Origin of the sequence: Aquimarina agarilytica ZC1 (genome assembly GCF_000255455.1) — a bacterium.
GTDB classification, from domain to species: domain Bacteria; phylum Bacteroidota; class Bacteroidia; order Flavobacteriales; family Flavobacteriaceae; genus Aquimarina; species Aquimarina agarilytica.
Genome location: NZ_JH621247.1, coordinates 84980 through 101560 on the forward strand (window position 1 = coordinate 84980; position 16581 = coordinate 101560).

The 16581-nt window shown below is 29.0% G+C and carries 15 protein-coding genes; 5 read left to right on the forward strand and 10 right to left on the reverse strand.

Annotation, left to right across the window (positions count from 1 at the left end; all coding sequences use genetic code 11):
* Positions 1–186: 186 nt before the first annotated feature.
* From KQA_RS0201395 to KQA_RS0201410, 4 genes are read right to left on the reverse strand one after another with little or no spacing between them, the layout of a single operon-like run.
* Positions 187–1470 carry an O-antigen translocase gene (locus tag KQA_RS0201395; RefSeq protein ID WP_010177382.1) on the reverse strand — a complete coding sequence of 428 codons (1284 nt, stop codon included), beginning with the start codon at positions 1468–1470 and terminating at the stop codon, positions 187–189.
* Positions 1458–2576, reverse strand: coding sequence for a DegT/DnrJ/EryC1/StrS family aminotransferase (locus KQA_RS0201400; protein WP_010177384.1), 1119 nt, complete (start codon positions 2574–2576; stop codon positions 1458–1460). The genes KQA_RS0201395 and KQA_RS0201400 overlap by 13 nt, the downstream gene beginning before the upstream one ends.
* Before the next feature lie 27 nt (positions 2577–2603).
* Positions 2604–3713, reverse strand: a complete 1110-nt coding sequence (locus KQA_RS0201405; protein ID WP_010177385.1) for a hypothetical protein — start codon at positions 3711–3713, stop codon at positions 2604–2606.
* The gene (locus tag KQA_RS0201410) at positions 3703–4653 is read right to left on the reverse strand and encodes a hypothetical protein (RefSeq protein WP_010177386.1); all 951 of its coding nucleotides are present in this window, start codon (positions 4651–4653) and stop codon (positions 3703–3705) included. The genes KQA_RS0201405 and KQA_RS0201410 overlap by 11 nt, the downstream gene beginning before the upstream one ends.
* Positions 4654–4857: 204 nt before the next feature.
* Here KQA_RS0201410 and KQA_RS0201415 point away from each other — a divergent pair, with 204 nt between their 5' ends.
* The gene (locus KQA_RS0201415; RefSeq protein ID WP_157366559.1) at positions 4858–6144 is read left to right on the forward strand and encodes a hypothetical protein; all 1287 of its coding nucleotides are present in this window, start codon (positions 4858–4860) and stop codon (positions 6142–6144) included.
* A 73-nt stretch (positions 6145–6217) separates the two neighbouring features.
* Here the strand turns inward: KQA_RS0201415 and KQA_RS0201420 are convergent, their stop codons facing one another.
* Complete coding sequence (locus KQA_RS0201420; RefSeq protein ID WP_010177388.1) at positions 6218–6808, reverse strand: hypothetical protein; 591 nt, start codon at positions 6806–6808, stop codon at positions 6218–6220.
* Between the two features lie 83 nt (positions 6809–6891).
* Positions 6892–8694, reverse strand: coding sequence for a translational GTPase TypA (typA, locus tag KQA_RS0201425; protein ID WP_010177389.1), 1803 nt, complete (start codon positions 8692–8694; stop codon positions 6892–6894).
* Between the two features lie 282 nt (positions 8695–8976).
* Here typA and kdsA point away from each other — a divergent pair, with 282 nt between their 5' ends.
* Positions 8977–9795: a 3-deoxy-8-phosphooctulonate synthase gene (kdsA, locus tag KQA_RS0201430; RefSeq protein ID WP_010177390.1), complete on the forward strand. Its 819-nt coding sequence runs from the start codon at positions 8977–8979 to the stop codon at positions 9793–9795.
* A 7-nt stretch (positions 9796–9802) separates the two neighbouring features.
* On the opposite strand, the gene KQA_RS0201435 is transcribed toward kdsA, so the two are convergent.
* Together KQA_RS0201435 and KQA_RS0201440 are read right to left on the reverse strand one after the other, a co-directional pair.
* The gene (locus KQA_RS0201435) at positions 9803–10951 is read right to left on the reverse strand and encodes a glycosyltransferase family protein (RefSeq protein WP_010177391.1); all 1149 of its coding nucleotides are present in this window, start codon (positions 10949–10951) and stop codon (positions 9803–9805) included.
* Complete coding sequence (locus KQA_RS0201440) at positions 10951–11799, reverse strand: 2OG-Fe(II) oxygenase family protein (protein ID WP_010177392.1); 849 nt, start codon at positions 11797–11799, stop codon at positions 10951–10953. The genes KQA_RS0201435 and KQA_RS0201440 overlap by 1 nt, the downstream gene beginning before the upstream one ends.
* 89 nt (positions 11800–11888) lie before the next feature.
* On the opposite strand from KQA_RS0201440, the gene KQA_RS0201445 reads away from it, so the two are divergent.
* Positions 11889–12995, forward strand: coding sequence for a glycosyltransferase (locus tag KQA_RS0201445; protein WP_010177393.1), 1107 nt, complete (start codon positions 11889–11891; stop codon positions 12993–12995).
* The gene (locus tag KQA_RS0201450) at positions 12992–13420 is read left to right on the forward strand and encodes a sugar 3,4-ketoisomerase (protein ID WP_010177394.1); all 429 of its coding nucleotides are present in this window, start codon (positions 12992–12994) and stop codon (positions 13418–13420) included. The genes KQA_RS0201445 and KQA_RS0201450 overlap by 4 nt, the downstream gene beginning before the upstream one ends.
* Here KQA_RS0201450 and KQA_RS18305 read toward each other — a convergent pair.
* Entirely contained in the window at positions 13403–14311 is a 909-nt protein-coding gene (locus KQA_RS18305; RefSeq protein WP_040395979.1) for a glycosyltransferase family 2 protein, read from the reverse strand. The genes KQA_RS0201450 and KQA_RS18305 overlap by 18 nt on opposite strands.
* A gap of 84 nt (positions 14312–14395) precedes the next feature.
* Here KQA_RS18305 and KQA_RS0201460 point away from each other — a divergent pair, with 84 nt between their 5' ends.
* A complete protein-coding gene (locus KQA_RS0201460; protein WP_010177396.1) occupies positions 14396–15523 on the forward strand; it encodes a mannosyltransferase in 1128 nt (375 codons plus the stop codon).
* A gap of 178 nt (positions 15524–15701) precedes the next feature.
* Here the strand turns inward: KQA_RS0201460 and KQA_RS0201465 are convergent, their stop codons facing one another.
* Positions 15702–16385 (reverse strand): cell division ATP-binding protein FtsE, encoded by a 684-nt coding sequence (locus KQA_RS0201465; RefSeq protein ID WP_010177397.1) that lies wholly within the window; start codon positions 16383–16385, stop codon positions 15702–15704.
* Positions 16386–16581: the final 196 nt, after the last annotated feature.

Here is a 16581-nt window from a genome sequence, read left to right on the forward strand (position 1 = left end):
GAGTGGAGTTAGTTTAGAATAGTAAAAGGAAATTACATATGTAAATTGATTTTAATGTGGATAGGCTTAGATGTGTTAATATTTTATTGAAAAACTAGTTTTTGATTAGGTGAGTTTGTTGTAAAATTTAAAACATTTACTAGATATTTATCATTTTGTATAGAGCTTAAAAAGCAGAATTTATATTTATTCTTTTGTAAAGAAATATTTCCTGAACCATATAACAAGTACAAAAAAATAGGAACTATAACATACTAAATACCCAATGGCAGCACCTTCGTATCCGTAATTGTTTATAAAATAAATACTAGAAAAATACCATATTACCGCAGATAATATTTCGGTAAAAACGTAACTTTTCGTCATTTTTTTTGCCATAAATTGATAAGCAAGTACCGAGGATAAAATTCTAAAAAAATCACCTGTTAATTGCCAAGAAAATAACCGTTGCATAGGTAAAAATTCTGATGTCAATAGGAGCTTAATAAAAAAGACTCTAAAGAAATAGAGTATAAGCAGTCCTATAATTACTAGTGGCATTAATGTTTTATAAAAGCTAAAAATTTCTTGTTTAAATTGTTTTGTAGTTTTTACAGCCGATAGTTTAGGAAATAAATATAAACTGAGTAATGAAGTAACAAATACTAAATAATAATTAGAAATTCGATTCATAGCTTCCCAATAACCCATTTGGGTTAAGCCTTCAACATCTACAATATGATTTCTGATAGCAATAATAGTTGGAGGAATAATAACAGCGGTTAACAATGCCATTAAACTGTATTCTATTAGCTTTTTAGAGTAGTCCCAACTTATATTAGATGCTTTTAAAAGTTGTACGAAGCTTTTTTGCTTAAATATGATGATCAAAGTAATAAATAATGCAAGGGCAGGGGTGATTACTATAGCATAAAGCATTCCCTCTAGTCTGTATTGCCATAGTAAAATAACAGTTACAATTAGACTAAAAACTGTCGTTGTAATATTGAGTATGGTATATACTTTATAACGGGAAAAACCATTTATAATAGCCAAACAAAAATAGTCGACAATCATTAATGAAATTCCTGCAGCTAATATTTTGATAACATGTGCATAATCCGAAGAATTTAATACATAACTACTCCAAAATGGCGCAAAAAAATATAAAATCATAGATGTGCCTAACATGGCTATAAAGCCTAAATAATAGCTAGTAGATAAGATTTTACTTAATTCTTTGATATTATTTTTATGTTCTGCAACATATTTAACAACGCCGTTATAAAAACCTAATGAAGCGATGGTTTGAATACTATTTATAAAACTACGAAGGTTACCAATAATGCCTAAACCTTGTGGTCCTATAAAAATAGCAATAGCTTTTGATAAAATAAAGCCTGTAACTAAACGGACAAGAACGGCAATCGAATTGATTGACATTACTTTTAGTAATTGTTTATTAGGAGTGTAATTTTTTATTCCTGGCATGTATAATTGTTTAATACCTGAATAATATAATCAATTTCTGACACCTCTAAAATTGGATTTAGTGGAATGCTAACTATTTCGTTACTTATTTTTTCGGTTATGGGAAATGATTGATTTTTAAATTCATTTGTAAGTGCCTTTTGTTTATGAGGAGGAATTGGGTAATGAATCATATGACCTATTTGGTTTTCATTTAAATAGTTGCAAAAATTAATTCTATTTTTTACCCTTATAACATAAACATAAAAAACATGATTTTTACTACCATTCCAAAATGGCAATTTTATGTTTTCATTTGTTATTTCATTTGAATATCTAAGGGCAATTTCTCTACGTTTGTTATTGTCATCATCTAATAAATTTAATTTTTCAATTAAAAAGGCAGCCTGAAGTTCATCCAAACGAGAATTGATCCCGATTAATTCATTTCTATATTTTTCCGATGTACCGTAGTTCCTTAATTTTTTTATACAATTAGCTAATTCGGTGTTATTGGTAGTAATAGCGCCACCATCACCTAAAGCACCAAGGTTTTTTGAAGGATAAAAGCTAAAAGCAGCTGCATGAGCAATGCTTCCCGCTTTATTTCCATTTTGATCAATAGCTCCGTGTGCTTGAGCGGCATCGGCAATTAAAAGTAATTGCGCATTTGAGCAAAATTCTTTCAATTCATCCATTCCATAAACTTGACCGTACAAATGGGTTGTAATTATTGCCTTAATTTTAGGGGTGATTTTTTGTTGCACATTCCTCACATTAATAATAAAAGAGTCTTCATCTGGTTCAATTAAAACAGGAATGAGTCCCGCTTGTTTTACAGAAAGTAGGGTTGCAATAAATGTGTTTGCGGGTACAATTACTTGATCACCTATATTTAATTTCCCTAGTTCGATATAAGCTTTTAATATGAGCGTAAGTGCGTCTAATCCATTGCCCGTACCAATACAGAAAGAAACATTACAATAACTAGCAAAAGCATTTTCAAATTCAGTTAGTTTAGTGCCTAAAATATAATGTCCACTAGTTAAGAATGTATCAAATTGTGATTTGAAATTGTTTTCAAATCGTTTGTTGAGTTTGTGTAGATTTAAAAAAGGTATTCTCATTTAGTAAATGAATAAAGAAATTATCAACTATTTTTTGAATAGTTTTTTTTCAATTATTTGATGTGAAAATTCAGATATTTTATGTTCAAAATGTGTACTATCAATAATTACTTTAAATTCAGAACTAGGGCTTAACTTTTTAACTTTTTCTTCAACAAAAGAAGCATAGCTTTTATACATATAGCCTGAGCAGCATTTCGGGTCGTATAAATTCAAAATTTGATACTGTTTTCTGTTTTCTCCTAGACACGATAAAATATACATATCTAGATAATTTACTTTTTTAAATAAAGCGCTATGGGCTCCTTCGAAATGGCCATAATTTAAATAAGGATCTTGAAATCGAATATACATTGGATAAGTTCCAGCAACGGGAAAACTATTTTTTATTCGTTCATCTATTGCGGCAGCTATGGTAGTTGCCCATCCTCCTCCACTAATACCAATCATATTAATCTCATTGTACCCTTTTGATTCAAGTATATCTAAAATGTTAATAATCGGATTGATAAAAAAACTAATAGGATCATCTAGATGTTCCATAAATTTGTGGTTATTTAAAACTACATTACCAAATTTTTTTAAATAAATGCTGGGAGTATTATTAAAGCCTACCAAAGGTAAATCAAGTGCTGCTACTGTGAAACCTTGTTTAACTAAAAAATGAATAGTTTTTTTTCCTAACAAAAAATTTCCTCTATGACCTTGATGATAGATAAAAGATTTGCCATTACTTTTTTTTGGATAAAAAATATAAGCTATTGAATTTATATGATATGATTGTTCAATATAGACTTTATCAATGTTTGCTAAATTTTCTAAATTATTATAATCTTTGTCAAAAATGTTTTTTTTGATCTTATATGATGAAGTTTTATTACCAAAAATAGTTTTTCTTAGTTCAGCTCTTATTTCGGTATAATTATCTTTTGTAACGGATAATATACTATCTAAGTTTGGAACGTGTAAGTCTGTAACATCGTATGCATTTTTTTTTAGAATTTTTAATTTAATATTCTGATTTATATTTCTTAATTGGTTGTAAGGAAATAATTTATATTGAGTGATGATCATACCTAAAAAAATAGATATAGGCACAATTAAAGATATATGTAAAATACTAAATTTAAACTTCATTAGTTTGGTCTATTGAAAGTTGATAAAAATCTTGAAGATACTGATTACAACCCAATTCTTCTTTTTGTTTTAATAAGCTTATATTTCCAGCTATAATACCCATATCGAAAAACTTATATCCTTCACTTTTATATTTTTTTATTAAATAGATAAAGAGAAATTCTAAAGCCCTTAGCTTTTCTCCATCGTTAGTTGTTGCTCCATATTGAGACTTTACAACGGTATCTGTTTTAAAAATAGTAATTCCAGCTAGTAATTTATTTTCTAAAAAAATATTAAACTGTTTGATGTTATTAGGGAATTTACTTTTTAAAAATAATATTTCGCTTTCTGTATGAACAGGTTTAGCATTGTGTTTTGTTTTTAGTCTAGGTTTTAAAATTTCCTCCCAAAAGTCAGTAAAATTATCTGTTTCTATAATCTTAAAATTTAAGTGTTGATTTTTCTTATAATTTTTAAGTTTAGTTTTATGTATTTCAAATGGCAAGTTATAGTCAATGGCAAAATTTTGCTCCCTTCTAAAAATTTTAGCTCCAAGCTTGAGGAATAATGATTCTAATTCAAAACTAGGCGCTTTATGATAAAATACAGGAAGTGTTTTTATCCGAATTGTTGAAAATTGATTCCTTTTCAAATATTCTATAATAGTCAAAAAAATAGTTTCAACTTTTGTTACACCAATACTTTTTAAAAGTAGTAATCCTCCATAAGTAAGCCCTTGGTGGGAATAGAAAGTAGTATCATTTTTATTCGCAGGAACTAAAGCAACAATAGTTTGTTTTCTTAATACAAGTAAAGAATGATCTTCAAAACGATCATTATGATACTCCATAAAATCTCGATGGAATAAAAAAGTGCTGTTTTTACTATTTTCAATAAAAGTATTCCAGCTTTGATAATGTGTTTTATTGTATTTTTTTACGGTATATTGTTGAATCATTTTTTGGAATAAATAATTTTAGATATTCTTTACGAGAATAGTATTTTTTAATATAAAATAATCTAATGCATAACTATATTATATATAATTTAGCCAATATAGAAAAATATTAGTACGATTTACCGTTGATATGAGCAGAATTATCACAGTAAATTTTTACTGTGATAAATTAAAATTTGATAAGGCTGCTCCATGTTTAAAGTTATGATTAAAAAAATTACATTCCTTTTTTATATACTCTTTTTTATTTTTAATGTTGTTGTAGTTATTGACAAAGGTTATGTGTTTACTTATGATACTGCTAGTTATTTGTATATCCGTCCCAATGTACAGCCTGCGTACTCCATTTTTCTAAATATAGTGAAGCGTATATTTGGAATAAATTATAAGGAAGCAACTATTGGTATTCAATTGCTGATGTCTTATTTGACAATGCTATACTTTAGTGAGGTGTTAAAAAAATATTTTAAGTTTAATTCAGTAGTTATGATTTTATTATTCATGCTTTTAACATACCCTATTTATGGTTCGTATGGCATGTGTAATAAGTTGGTCACTAAATCATTGTCAACTACTTTTTTTCTTTTTTTTATGGCTTCTTCTGTAAAATGGTTTTTTACAAAGAAGAACAAGCATATTTTTTTTATGATTACTTTTTTAGTTCTTTTACAATTAACAAGGGCGCAATTTTTAAGTATTTCAATAGCATTGGTTTTGTTTGTCTTTTACATGTGGAGTTTAAAAGAACTTAAAAAAAAGATGATTTTAGTTGTCTTAATATTGAGTATTCCTCTTATTTCAGGTTTATTAGAAAAGACAATTTATGGAGTGTTTCATGGGCATTACACTTCTAGGCAGTTAGGTAATGTGAGTATAAGTACATTGCCTTTTTATTTGTCTGAATTACAGGATTATAAATTGATGCCTGATGAAGAGGTAGTACAATATTTTAGATGTGTACATGGCTCTTTAGAAGAAAAGAAATTATTATTATGTCAATTACCCAAAAATTCCTCTTTAAAAGAAAAGCACCAATTTTATCATGATAATTATCCTAAAATAATGAATCAAACCATAGAGTATGAGGCCAAGTCTATGTACAGAGGTAAAGAGATGAGTTATGCAGCATCCTATAAAAATGTTGATAGAATTGTAGGAAAAACTCTTATCCCATTATTTATGGCTAGGCCTTTAGCATGGAGTGAAATGTTTTATATGAATTTAGCGTTCCCTTATTATTCAATTATCCCCGTTATTTTTCTTATTCTATTGGTGAGCTATCTTTTTTTTAAAAAGAAGTCTAAAATATTACAATTCCAAGGATTAATATATTTCTTTTCATTATTGATTCTAGGTAATTTATTTCTTATTAGCATATCGTTGCATTGTATACGAAGGTATTTTATGTATTACGATATTGTATTTGCTCTTTTGGCTTTATTGCTATTATGTAATTTTAGACCCATCAAAAAATATATTATGCAGGTATAGTAATTAAAAAAAATGAAAAAAGAGGTTCGAACAATTGTTCGAACCTCTTTTTTGTGAATGTATAAATTGTAGTTTATATTTTTTCTAAAGTAACAATAATTTGTCCTTTTGGGTTAGTAGTTGTAAATCCATTTAAATCAAAACCTTCTTCTATTATCGAAATAAAGCTAGTTTGTGCGATGTCTAGTTTATACTGAATTTCGTTTTTAGTAAATTTAATGATTTCAGCTTTTGAGCCAGCTATAACGGAATCCCCTTCGCTAATAGACCAATCGTTTAGTGTCGAAGTGCCCCCTAAAATTTTGCTTGATTCAAACGTATCTTCGCGAGTTGTAGGCTGGTTTATCATTAAAGGTGTTACAAAGTTTGTATTTGCTTTAAAAGTACCATCAAATGTTACTTTATTAGGAGTAGTTTCAAATAAAGCAGTGGTGTTAAATTCAGAACCTTCAGTGGTAAAAGGAATTTCTATAGTTGTTTCGTCAACTTTTAAGTCGACAGTACCATTACTAACTTCAAAATTTGTAAGTTTCCATTTTCCAACTAGGTTTTCATCAACTAGGTCTATTACGGGTTTAATTGGTGCTCCGGCATCATCCCCAGAGCAAGAAACTATAAATAGGGTAACTAGGGTTAATAAAGAGCTAAAAAAAAGATTTTTCATAAGTTAAAGTTTAGGAAAGTAAAAAGGTATCATATTCTATGAATATAACACCTTTTTATTGTTTTTATTATTTTTTAAATGAATTAAGCTATTTTGTTGCGCTTACGTTCATTTTCTGTTAAATATATTTTTCTTAATCTTAGGTAATTAGGTGTTACTTCAACATATTCATCTTTCTGTATAAATTCTAAAGCTTCTTCTAAAGAGAATTTAATTGCAGGAACAATTTTAGCTTTGTCATCTGCTCCAGAAGAACGGACATTAGATAATTTTTTTGTTTTTGTAATATTTACAGTCATATCATCACCTCGAGAATTTTCTCCAATAACTTGACCTTCGTAAATATCTTCACCTGGATCAACAAAGAAACGACCTCTGTCCTGTAATTTATCAATAGAATAAGGAATTGCTTTTCCTAATTCCATAGAAACTAATGATCCGTTTTGACGTTCTGGAATACCGCCTCGCATTGGTTGGTATTCAGTAAATCTATGTGCCATAATAGCTTCTCCGGCAGTGGCAGTTAATAATTGATTACGCAAACCAATAATACCTCTTGAAGGAATAATAAATTCACAAATCATACGGTCACCTTTAGTTTCCATACTAAGGAGTTCTCCTTTTCTAAGCGTAACCATTTCAACAGCTTTACCTGATACGTTTTCTGGTAAGTCAATAGTTAACTCCTCAACAGGTTCGCATTTAACACCATCAATTTCCTTAATGATTACTTGTGGCTGACCTATTTGTAGTTCGTAACCTTCTCTACGCATAGTTTCTATAAGTACAGAAAGGTGTAATACTCCACGTCCGAAAACTAAAAATTTATCGGCACTATCGGTTTCATTTACACGTAAAGCAAGATTTTTTTCAAGCTCTTTTGTTAAACGATCTTTAATATGGCGTGATGTTACAAATTTTCCATCTTTTCCAAAGAAGGGAGAGTCATTAATGGTAAATAACATACTCATAGTTGGTTCATCAATGGCAATAGTTTTTAAAGCCTCAGGGTTTTCTATGTCAGCAACGGTATCACCAATATCAAAACCTTCTAAACCTACTAATGCGCAAATATCACCTACTTGAACCTCAGAAACTTTTTTACGGCCTAAACCTTCAAAACTATGAAGTTCTTTAATTTTTGATTTTAAAATAGAACCATCCCTTTTTACTAAAGATACTTGCTGTCCTTCAACTAAGCTACCTCTTTGTAAACGTCCAATAGCTATACGACCAGTAAACGAAGAGAAGTCTAATGAAGTAATAAGCAATTGAGTGGTCCCTTCATCAAATTTTGGTGCAGGAATATGTTCCAAAACCATATCTAATAATGGTTCTATGTTTTCAGTTTGGTTTTTCCAATCGGTACTCATCCAATTGTTTTTAGCAGAACCATAAACCGTTGGGAAATCTAATTGCCATTCTTCTGCGCCAAGCTCAAACATTAAATCAAATACCTTTTCATGGACTTCATCGGGAGTACAATTTTCCTTGTCCACTTTGTTTACAACTACGCATGGTTTTAAACCAAGATCAATAGCTTTTTGCAATACAAAACGAGTCTGAGGCATTGGTCCTTCAAAAGCATCAACAAGTAATAAAACCCCATCGGCCATGTTTAATACACGCTCAACTTCACCACCAAAATCGGCGTGACCCGGAGTGTCGATAATGTTAATTTTTGTTCCTTTATAAGTAACCGAAACGTTTTTAGACGTAATGGTAATACCACGTTCACGTTCTAAATCATTATTGTCAAGAATTAAATCTCCTGTGTTTTCGTTTTCACGAAACAATTGACAGTGATACATGATTTTATCAACCAAGGTGGTTTTTCCGTGGTCAACGTGTGCAATAATGGCTATGTTTTTAATCGTATTACTCATAAAAGCTAATTTATTGATACTAAAATTTGGCGCAAAGGTACGTTTATTTGGTTAATTACTGTGTAGTGAAGTGTTTTTGTTGTCTTCTTCTTTATTTAAATAAGGATTTTACAAATAAGAATAGTATTTAAATTAAAAAATCTAAACAATTTTTAGTTGGAAATGAAGGGCATTTCTGTAGACTGATTACCCTGATTTAGGTGAGTGCAGTTGCACAGAATACTGTTTTATAATGTTGGTATAGTTTTTTAATTAAATTACTTTTGTGTAAACTGAAATAAAATGCAACTAAACAATATTCCTAAAATAAAAAATTTAGATAGTAATAATTTTTTTTTACTAGCTGGTCCATGTGCGATAGAAGGGGAAGAAATGGCGCTTAGAATTGCTGAAAAAGTAGTTCAAATAACATCGGATTTAAATATTCCTTATGTGTTTAAAGGCTCTTTTAAAAAAGCAAATCGTAGTCGTGTAGATAGTTTTACCGGAATAGGTGATGAAAAAGCCTTGAAAATTTTAAGGAAAGTATCAGAAACATTTGATGTTCCTACAGTGACAGATATTCATACTAATGAGGATGCTGCTAAGGCGGCAGAATATGTGGATGTGTTGCAAATTCCTGCTTTTTTAGTGCGTCAAACAGATTTAGTGGTAGCAGCAGCAAAAACTGGAAAAACGGTAAATCTAAAAAAAGGACAATTTATGAGTCCTGAAGCTATGCAACATGCGATCAGAAAAGTGCACGATAGTGGTAATGATAATGCTATGATTACAGATCGAGGTACGATGTTTGGATATCAGGATATGGTAGTAGATTTTAGAGGGATACCTACCATGAAACAGTATGGAACTACGGTGTTAGATGTTACACATTCATTGCAACAACCCAATCAATCAAGTGGAGTAACTGGAGGAAGGCCAGATATGATTGAAACCATTGCTAGAGCTGGAATTGCAACAGGAGTAGATGGTTTGTTTATCGAAACTCATTTTGACCCTTCAAAAGCAAAAAGTGATGGTGCTAATATGTTGCACTTAGATTATTTGAAAAATTTACTAACTAATTTAGTGGCTATTAGGCAAACTATAAATAGTTTGTAAATTGGAGTTAGTCTAAACTCCATGCTTTTAGGTATTTTTTTGCTACTTCGGTACATTCGTGATGTTGCTCAATAAATTTTCGAGCTCTTTTCGAAATAGCTAACATTTTATCAGGGTTTTCAATAAGCTCTGATAATTTGTTTACTAAATAATCTACATTAGGCCTAGCTTCAACTAATGGCATGGTTGCTTCAGTGAGGTTGTAATAATTTTTAAAATCCTCATTAGCTCCGCTAACTACGACTTTCCCTTTAGCCATAGCTTCTCTACCATTATAGCCTTGATCGTAACTCAAACATTGGTCTAGTAGAATATGGGATTCATTATACACTTTCATATACTCGTTATAGGGTAAATTTCGAGTAATTTTTACAGTTACTTTGCTTGGGTATTTTTGTTTAATAATATCAAGCGCATCTAAAAAATAGGGAATTCCTTTGGCCAGTTGATTAGTAGTATTAATGCCACAAAAAATATTGATTTTATTACTCAAGTCTAAAGCTGTAAATTTTAGTTTTGATAGATCAATAGGGGTAGGGATCATGTTTAGGGCCTTAGGAGTGCCTTTGTAAACAATTTCATAATCAATATCGCTTGGTATTATCCCTTTAATATGGTTTAATAAATAATTGAAATGGTTTACATGATTTGTTTCAAGATATTTTAAGGCATATTGAAATTCTTTTTTTAAGCTCTTATCTTTTATGTAAGGAGTTAAACTAGAAAAACTTATATGCTTGTTAAGCATATAATCTACCCATGGAGTTTCCATACTACCTCCATGTAAATAGATGTTTTTATTATATGCTGTAATACTATTAAATAATACTTTTTCAGTTTTAGGAGTTCCTAAAAAAGCGATGCTATTTATAAATTGAATAGCGTCGTACTTTTCAAGTAATGGAACTGTTTTTTTAAATTGATTTCTTAATTCAAGCATTGAAAGATCAATTTTAAAAAATGTATAAAACCCATTTTTTATAAAATTTAATAAACGGTTTTTTTTAAAATATTTGATGCCTAAATTAATATCTACAGGATAATTTTTAAATCCATCTCCATGAGCAATAATAGTAACTTCGTGACCTAAATTTGTAAGGCCTTTTTTTAATGAATTATGGAAACCACTGTATTCTCCAACTAAAAGTATCTTCATTAATCTTCTTTTTTATCAAAACGGAGTTCTAAAGCAATTCTTGTAACATCGGTATTTTTATTGATAGCAGCACCGTGAATTAAAAATGGAGAAAAAATTAAAGCTTCATTTTTTTTGGGATTTGGTCTAAACATTTTGAAAGGACCATTTGTTGTTTTGATAATACAAGGAACATAGTATTGATTACCATTTATATATGCCCCCTTAGCTTTGGTGCGAATAATTTGATCTTCAGGAATAAGGTGGCTTCCTTCAATTACAGGTAGGGAAGAGTGTTCATTGCAACCTGCAATAGGAATCCAAATATTTAAAATATTCTTCCAATAATCAAGGTAGCCATCTCTATGGGGAGGATTGATGTCTAAGCTATTTGGGCGACTTATTCGTATTTGAATATGAGAGCTTTGTAATTGTTTAATATATGGGGTTAGTTTTGTATTTGTGTGTTTACTAAATTTTAAAGCTAATTTTTCAAAATCAAGATCGAAATCTTCATTTCTTAAGTTTTTGGTGTGATTAATTACCTTTAAATGATTCTCTTGATTGGTTATATATTTATGGTAATCTCCAATGTTAAAATCGTTTTCAGTAACGGTTATACCTGCTAATTTGATCCCTTTTAATATATTTTTTTTAATTGAATTACTTAATAATTTAAATTCGATATCAGAAAAAGCAGAAATTATTTTAAACCCTTCAGATTCCCATTCAGTATTTTCTAAAATATTGCCTTGAGATTGATAAAGCACTTCTGGCTTTCCTTTAAAAAATGATCCAGAAACATTAAATGAAAATGGCTCATTATCAATTAAAAGAGCGCAAGTGTGTTTTTCTAGTGAATTATCCAAAATTAAAATAACTAAGTTGGTTTGTGTTGAAAATAATAAATTGAAATATTATTCGATATATTAGTGCAAAATACTAATAATTTACATTAATGATATCATCCAAAATGAATAAGCTAAACGTAGCAGTCATTGTTATTTCATTATCAAGAGGTGGAGCAGAGCGTTCAACGGGGACCATTTCTAAAATTTTAGAAAATTTAGGTCATTCTGTTACTTTGATTTCGATTATTGATGAAAATGAATTTGAGCATGGGGGTGAATATTACGCTTTAGGGAGTACTAAAAATTATAAAACAGTTTTTGGAAGAAAGATCAGTAAGTTTTTAGATGCTTATCAACTATTCCAAAAAATAAATTTTGATGTTGTTATTGATGGAAGAACACGACCACTTTTTTTAAAAGAATTGATTTTTAACAATTTAATATTTAAAAATATTCCTGTTGTCAGAATTATGCATAATTCATATTTACCTCAAAGTTTTCCAAAATTAAAATGGCAAGCAAGATATTTATATAAGAATGATTCTTTAATTGCTGTTTCTAAAAAAGCCCAACAAATTGTGGAGGATACTTATGGCTTTGATAATGTAAGAACAATTAACTACCCGGTTTCTCAAAAAAAGATAGTTGAAAGTGCTCAAGCCGAATTAAATATTTTGGAAACCAATTATGTTTTATTTTATGGAAGATTTGATAACGAAAGTAAAAATCTACTTTTTTTATTGGAAGCTTATTCTATGTCTAAATTATCTGAATTGGGGATACCACTGATTTTGGTGGGAAAAGGGCCAGATAAACCGACTATAGAAAATAAAATAAAGGAACTAAATTTAATTTATCATGTTATATTTAAAAATTACACACCTAATCCAATGCCATATGTTAAAAAGGCATTATTTACAGTAATGACTAGTAATTTTGAAGGTTTTCCGATGACGTTAATTGAGTCGCTAACTTTAGGAACACCTGTAGTAACACTAGATTTCATTTCTGGGCCTTCAGAAATTATAGAAACAGGGGTAAATGGTATTTTAGTGACAACAAAAACAACTAAAGCTTTTAGTTTAGCTTTAAATAAAATGGTTGAAGATGTTGAGTTTTATAATAAATGTGTACAAGGTACATTTGAAAGCATAAAATATTTTGATAATTTTTATATTGCCAAAAAATGGGAGACTTTATTAAATGAATTATGAAAAAGACAAGAATTAATGATTGTCACATTATTGAGCTCGATAAAATAGAAGGAGACGATAGTAGAGGGAGTCTCTCTGTAATTGAAAAAGATAGTATTCCTTTTGAATCGAAGCGGATCTATTATTTATATGATGTTCCAAGTGATGCTAGGCGTGGTGGACATGCCCACAAAGAATTGCATCAATTTTTAATTCCAGTTAGTGGTAGTTTTGATATAATTTTAAACGACGGAAAAAAAGAGCAAACCTTCACAATGAATAAGCCTAACAAAGGTTTATATTTATGCCCTGGGATATGGCGCGAAATTGAAAATTTTTCTTCTGGAGCTGTCTGTTTAGTATTAGCTTCCGAAGTTTATTTGGAGGAGGATTATATTAGAGATTTTCATACTTTTTTAAGATTAAAATTACCTAAAATTCAATAATAACTTTATCAACCAATGAGGTAAATGTAATAGTACTAATCTTTTAAAAGATAGATTGCTTAAGTTGATTTGTGATTTAAATTCTTTGAATTTTCTTTTTTTTCCTAAAATTTTGTATTGATTAGCAATAGCAAACCTATTTTGGTCTAAATAAGATTTTAAATAAGGTGTATTGCCTTCAGAATTTTTATTTTTTGAAATTAATAGCGCTTTATTGTCTATATTTTTTGAGTCGGATAAAGAATCAAAAACAAATAGTGCATAAATTGTTGTTTCTCTTTTGTTAAATATAAATGAATGTTTTATTCCTAATCGAGTCCATAAGTCGATATCTTGTATGGATATAATATCTGGATCAAAAAAGAAATCATTATCAAGTATTAATTTCTTTTCAATACAAACTGCAGAGGTCCATGCGATATCGGCAATTAAACTGCTTTTAAAGTAATTTTGAATAATGTATAAGTCTTCAAATTCTGGTTTAGGTAAATAACTAAAACGGTTTTCTTTATACGTGTTTTTCTTAGTTTCTACTTTATAATTGTTACAGAAAATTTTATACTCTGGATATGCGGAAATAGCTCTATTTAATTCAGAAAGATGATTAGGAAACCAATAATCATCAGCATCTAAAAAAGCGATGTATTTTCCATTAGCAAATTTTATCCCATTATTACGTGCTGTTGAAACACCGCTATTTTTTTGAGAATAAATTTTAATTTTTTTATCATTTATTTTTTCAACAACAGATAAGCTGTTATCTGTTGATCCATCATTTATAATTATTATTTCATAATCAATGAAATTCTGTTTTAAAGCAGAATCTAGTGTGGTCTTTATAAAATCTTCTTTATTGTATAATGGTATTATTACTGAAAAAAATGGTGTCATAAAAATTAAAAATATAAGTAAATAAAAGTAATTTTTTCTAGACAAAGAAAATTACTAATATTTGTTTTAATTAAGATTTAAGTTTTGGCATCAAAAAAAATTCAAATTATAGCATTTAATAATCCTTACCCTGTAAATTATGGAGGGGTTATTGATGTTTTTTATAAGATAGAGGCACTAAAAGAAATAGGTTATCAGGTATATTTGCATATTTTTTATGATGATAGAGTTAATATCTCGGTTTTAGAAAAACTATGTGAAGAGGTTTATCTGTACAAAAGAAACAAATTATTTTATAATTTTTTTAGTTTAATACCTTTTAGTGTTAAATCAAGAAATTCAAAGGAGTTGTATGCAAGGATAACAAATAAGACAAATATTCCTGTGCTTTTTGAAAGTATTCAAACTACATATATTCTTAAAAAGTTTCATTTTAATAATGAAACTTTAGTAAGAACTCACAATATTGAGCATGAATATTATTTTGGTATAGCTAAGAGTGAGTCTTGTTTTTTTAAAAAGCTTATTTTTTATATAGAAGGTTGGAAGTTAAAAAGATATCAGTCTGTGTTGAAAAAAGCGGATATAATATTGACACTTTCGGAAAGAGATACGAGTTATTTTAATTCGATTTTTAAAGGGAAAACACTATTCCTGCCTGTGTTTCATGGAAATAAAAAGGTGAAAGAAACTATGAATTCTAAAAGCAAATTCGCTCTTTATCATGGTGATCTTTCAATTTCAGATAATGTAGAGTCGGCAATTTTTATATGCTCACTTTTTTATAATTTAAAACAGGAACTGGTTATAGCTAGTTCTGTTTTGCCAAATCGTATCAAGAAAATTATAAAAAATTATTCAAACATAAAATATATAAATATTAGAGAAGAAGAGGTTTTAGAAGATCTGTTGGCAAAAGCACATGTTAATATATTAGTATCACTACAAGAGTCTGGAACTAAATTAAAGGTGTTTAATGCTTTGTATAAAGGGAAATATTGTATTGTGAATGCTAATATAGTTGATGATAAAAATATACTAAAACTATGTTATGTAGCCAATACAAAATCTGAATTCCAGAAAAGTATACAAGAAATTTTTGGTAAGGATTATCAATTTTCAAGTGAACGAGCTCGCGTATTGAAAAATTATGAATCGTTGAACTTGGTTAAAAAGTTATCCTACTACCTTGAGACTAATAAAATCACATAGTTTTGTTAGTCTTGAATAAATTAACGTTAATATTTTTATAATAGAAGCATGATTGTTATGAAACTATTTAAAAAAAAGATAAACGTTTTTTAGTGTATTATGTATGAATTTAACCTTAGTTCGTGTTTTTTGAAACAAAGCGATCTAGAGTTTTTATTGAATACAAAATGATTTAAAATTAATTTTTTCTTTGTACCACCTCAAAAATCTTTTGATTTTCGCACTTTAAGGTTTTTGAAGGATATTTTAAAAGTAATGCATAATCATGTGTGGCCATTAAAATAGTATTCCCATTGGCATTAATTTCTTTGAGTAGGGCCATTACTTCCAGGGAAGTTTGTGGGTCTAAGTTTCCAGTAGGCTCATCGGCTAAAATAAGTTCGGGATTATTTAATAAAGCCCTAGCAATAGCAATACGTTGTTGCTCACCGCCCGAAAGTTGATAAGGGTAAATAGTACCCTTTGATTCCATGCCAACTTTTGTGAGTACTTCCTTAATGCGGTTTTCTATTTTGTCTTTTTCTTTCCATCCCGTAGCTTTTAGAACAAATGCCAAGTTATTATTAACAGTACGATCATTAAGTAATTTGAAATCTTGGAAAACAACACCAAGTTTTCTTCTTAAAAAAGGGATTTTTTTTTCTTGTAGTCCATTAAGTTTAAAATTTACGATTTCTCCTTCACCTTGGACAAGCGCTAAATCTCCGTAAAGTGTTTTTAAAAAACTACTTTTTCCAGAGCCAGTTTTTCCGATAAGATACACAAAGTCACCTTTTAAGACTTGTAAGGAAACGTTGGATAATACTGCTTTTTCACGTTGAAAAATAGTAACATTAGTTAATTTTAGCACTGCTTCACTCATAATACTCCTGTAAATTGTAATGGTAAAATTATAAAACTAAATCAGTTTGCAAAATAAAGTAAAGGTTTTAGTGTTTTTAAAATAAGGAATAGGTAAGTATAGGGTAAACTGAAGCAATTTAATTTTAGAAAAGTATGTTGTTATTGAGGATGTTTTATCAATTTTAAGCTTGTATTTTGTGAATTTGATAGCTGCA

Coding starts and splice junctions, on each gene's coding strand:
- KQA_RS0201445 (WP_010177393.1), top strand. CDS start 11,889: ATGATATCATCCAAAATGAATAAGCTAAACGTAGCAGTCATTGTTATT.
- KQA_RS0201450 (WP_010177394.1), top strand. CDS start 12,992: ATGAAAAAGACAAGAATTAATGATTGTCACATTATTGAGCTCGATAAA.
- KQA_RS0201400 (WP_010177384.1), bottom strand. CDS start 2,576: ATGAGAATACCTTTTTTAAATCTACACAAACTCAACAAACGATTTGAA.
- KQA_RS0201395 (WP_010177382.1), bottom strand. CDS start 1,470: ATGCCAGGAATAAAAAATTACACTCCTAATAAACAATTACTAAAAGTA.
- KQA_RS0201435 (WP_010177391.1), bottom strand. CDS start 10,951: ATGAAGATACTTTTAGTTGGAGAATACAGTGGTTTCCATAATTCATTA.
- KQA_RS0201410 (WP_010177386.1), bottom strand. CDS start 4,653: ATGATTCAACAATATACCGTAAAAAAATACAATAAAACACATTATCAA.
- KQA_RS0201405 (WP_010177385.1), bottom strand. CDS start 3,713: ATGAAGTTTAAATTTAGTATTTTACATATATCTTTAATTGTGCCTATA.
- KQA_RS18305 (WP_040395979.1), bottom strand. CDS start 14,311: ATGACACCATTTTTTTCAGTAATAATACCATTATACAATAAAGAAGAT.
- KQA_RS0201420 (WP_010177388.1), bottom strand. CDS start 6,808: ATGAAAAATCTTTTTTTTAGCTCTTTATTAACCCTAGTTACCCTATTT.
- KQA_RS0201415 (WP_157366559.1), top strand. CDS start 4,858: ATGATTAAAAAAATTACATTCCTTTTTTATATACTCTTTTTTATTTTT.
- kdsA (WP_010177390.1), top strand. CDS start 8,977: ATGCAACTAAACAATATTCCTAAAATAAAAAATTTAGATAGTAATAAT.
- KQA_RS0201465 (WP_010177397.1), bottom strand. CDS start 16,385: ATGAGTGAAGCAGTGCTAAAATTAACTAATGTTACTATTTTTCAACGT.
- typA (WP_010177389.1), bottom strand. CDS start 8,694: ATGAGTAATACGATTAAAAACATAGCCATTATTGCACACGTTGACCAC.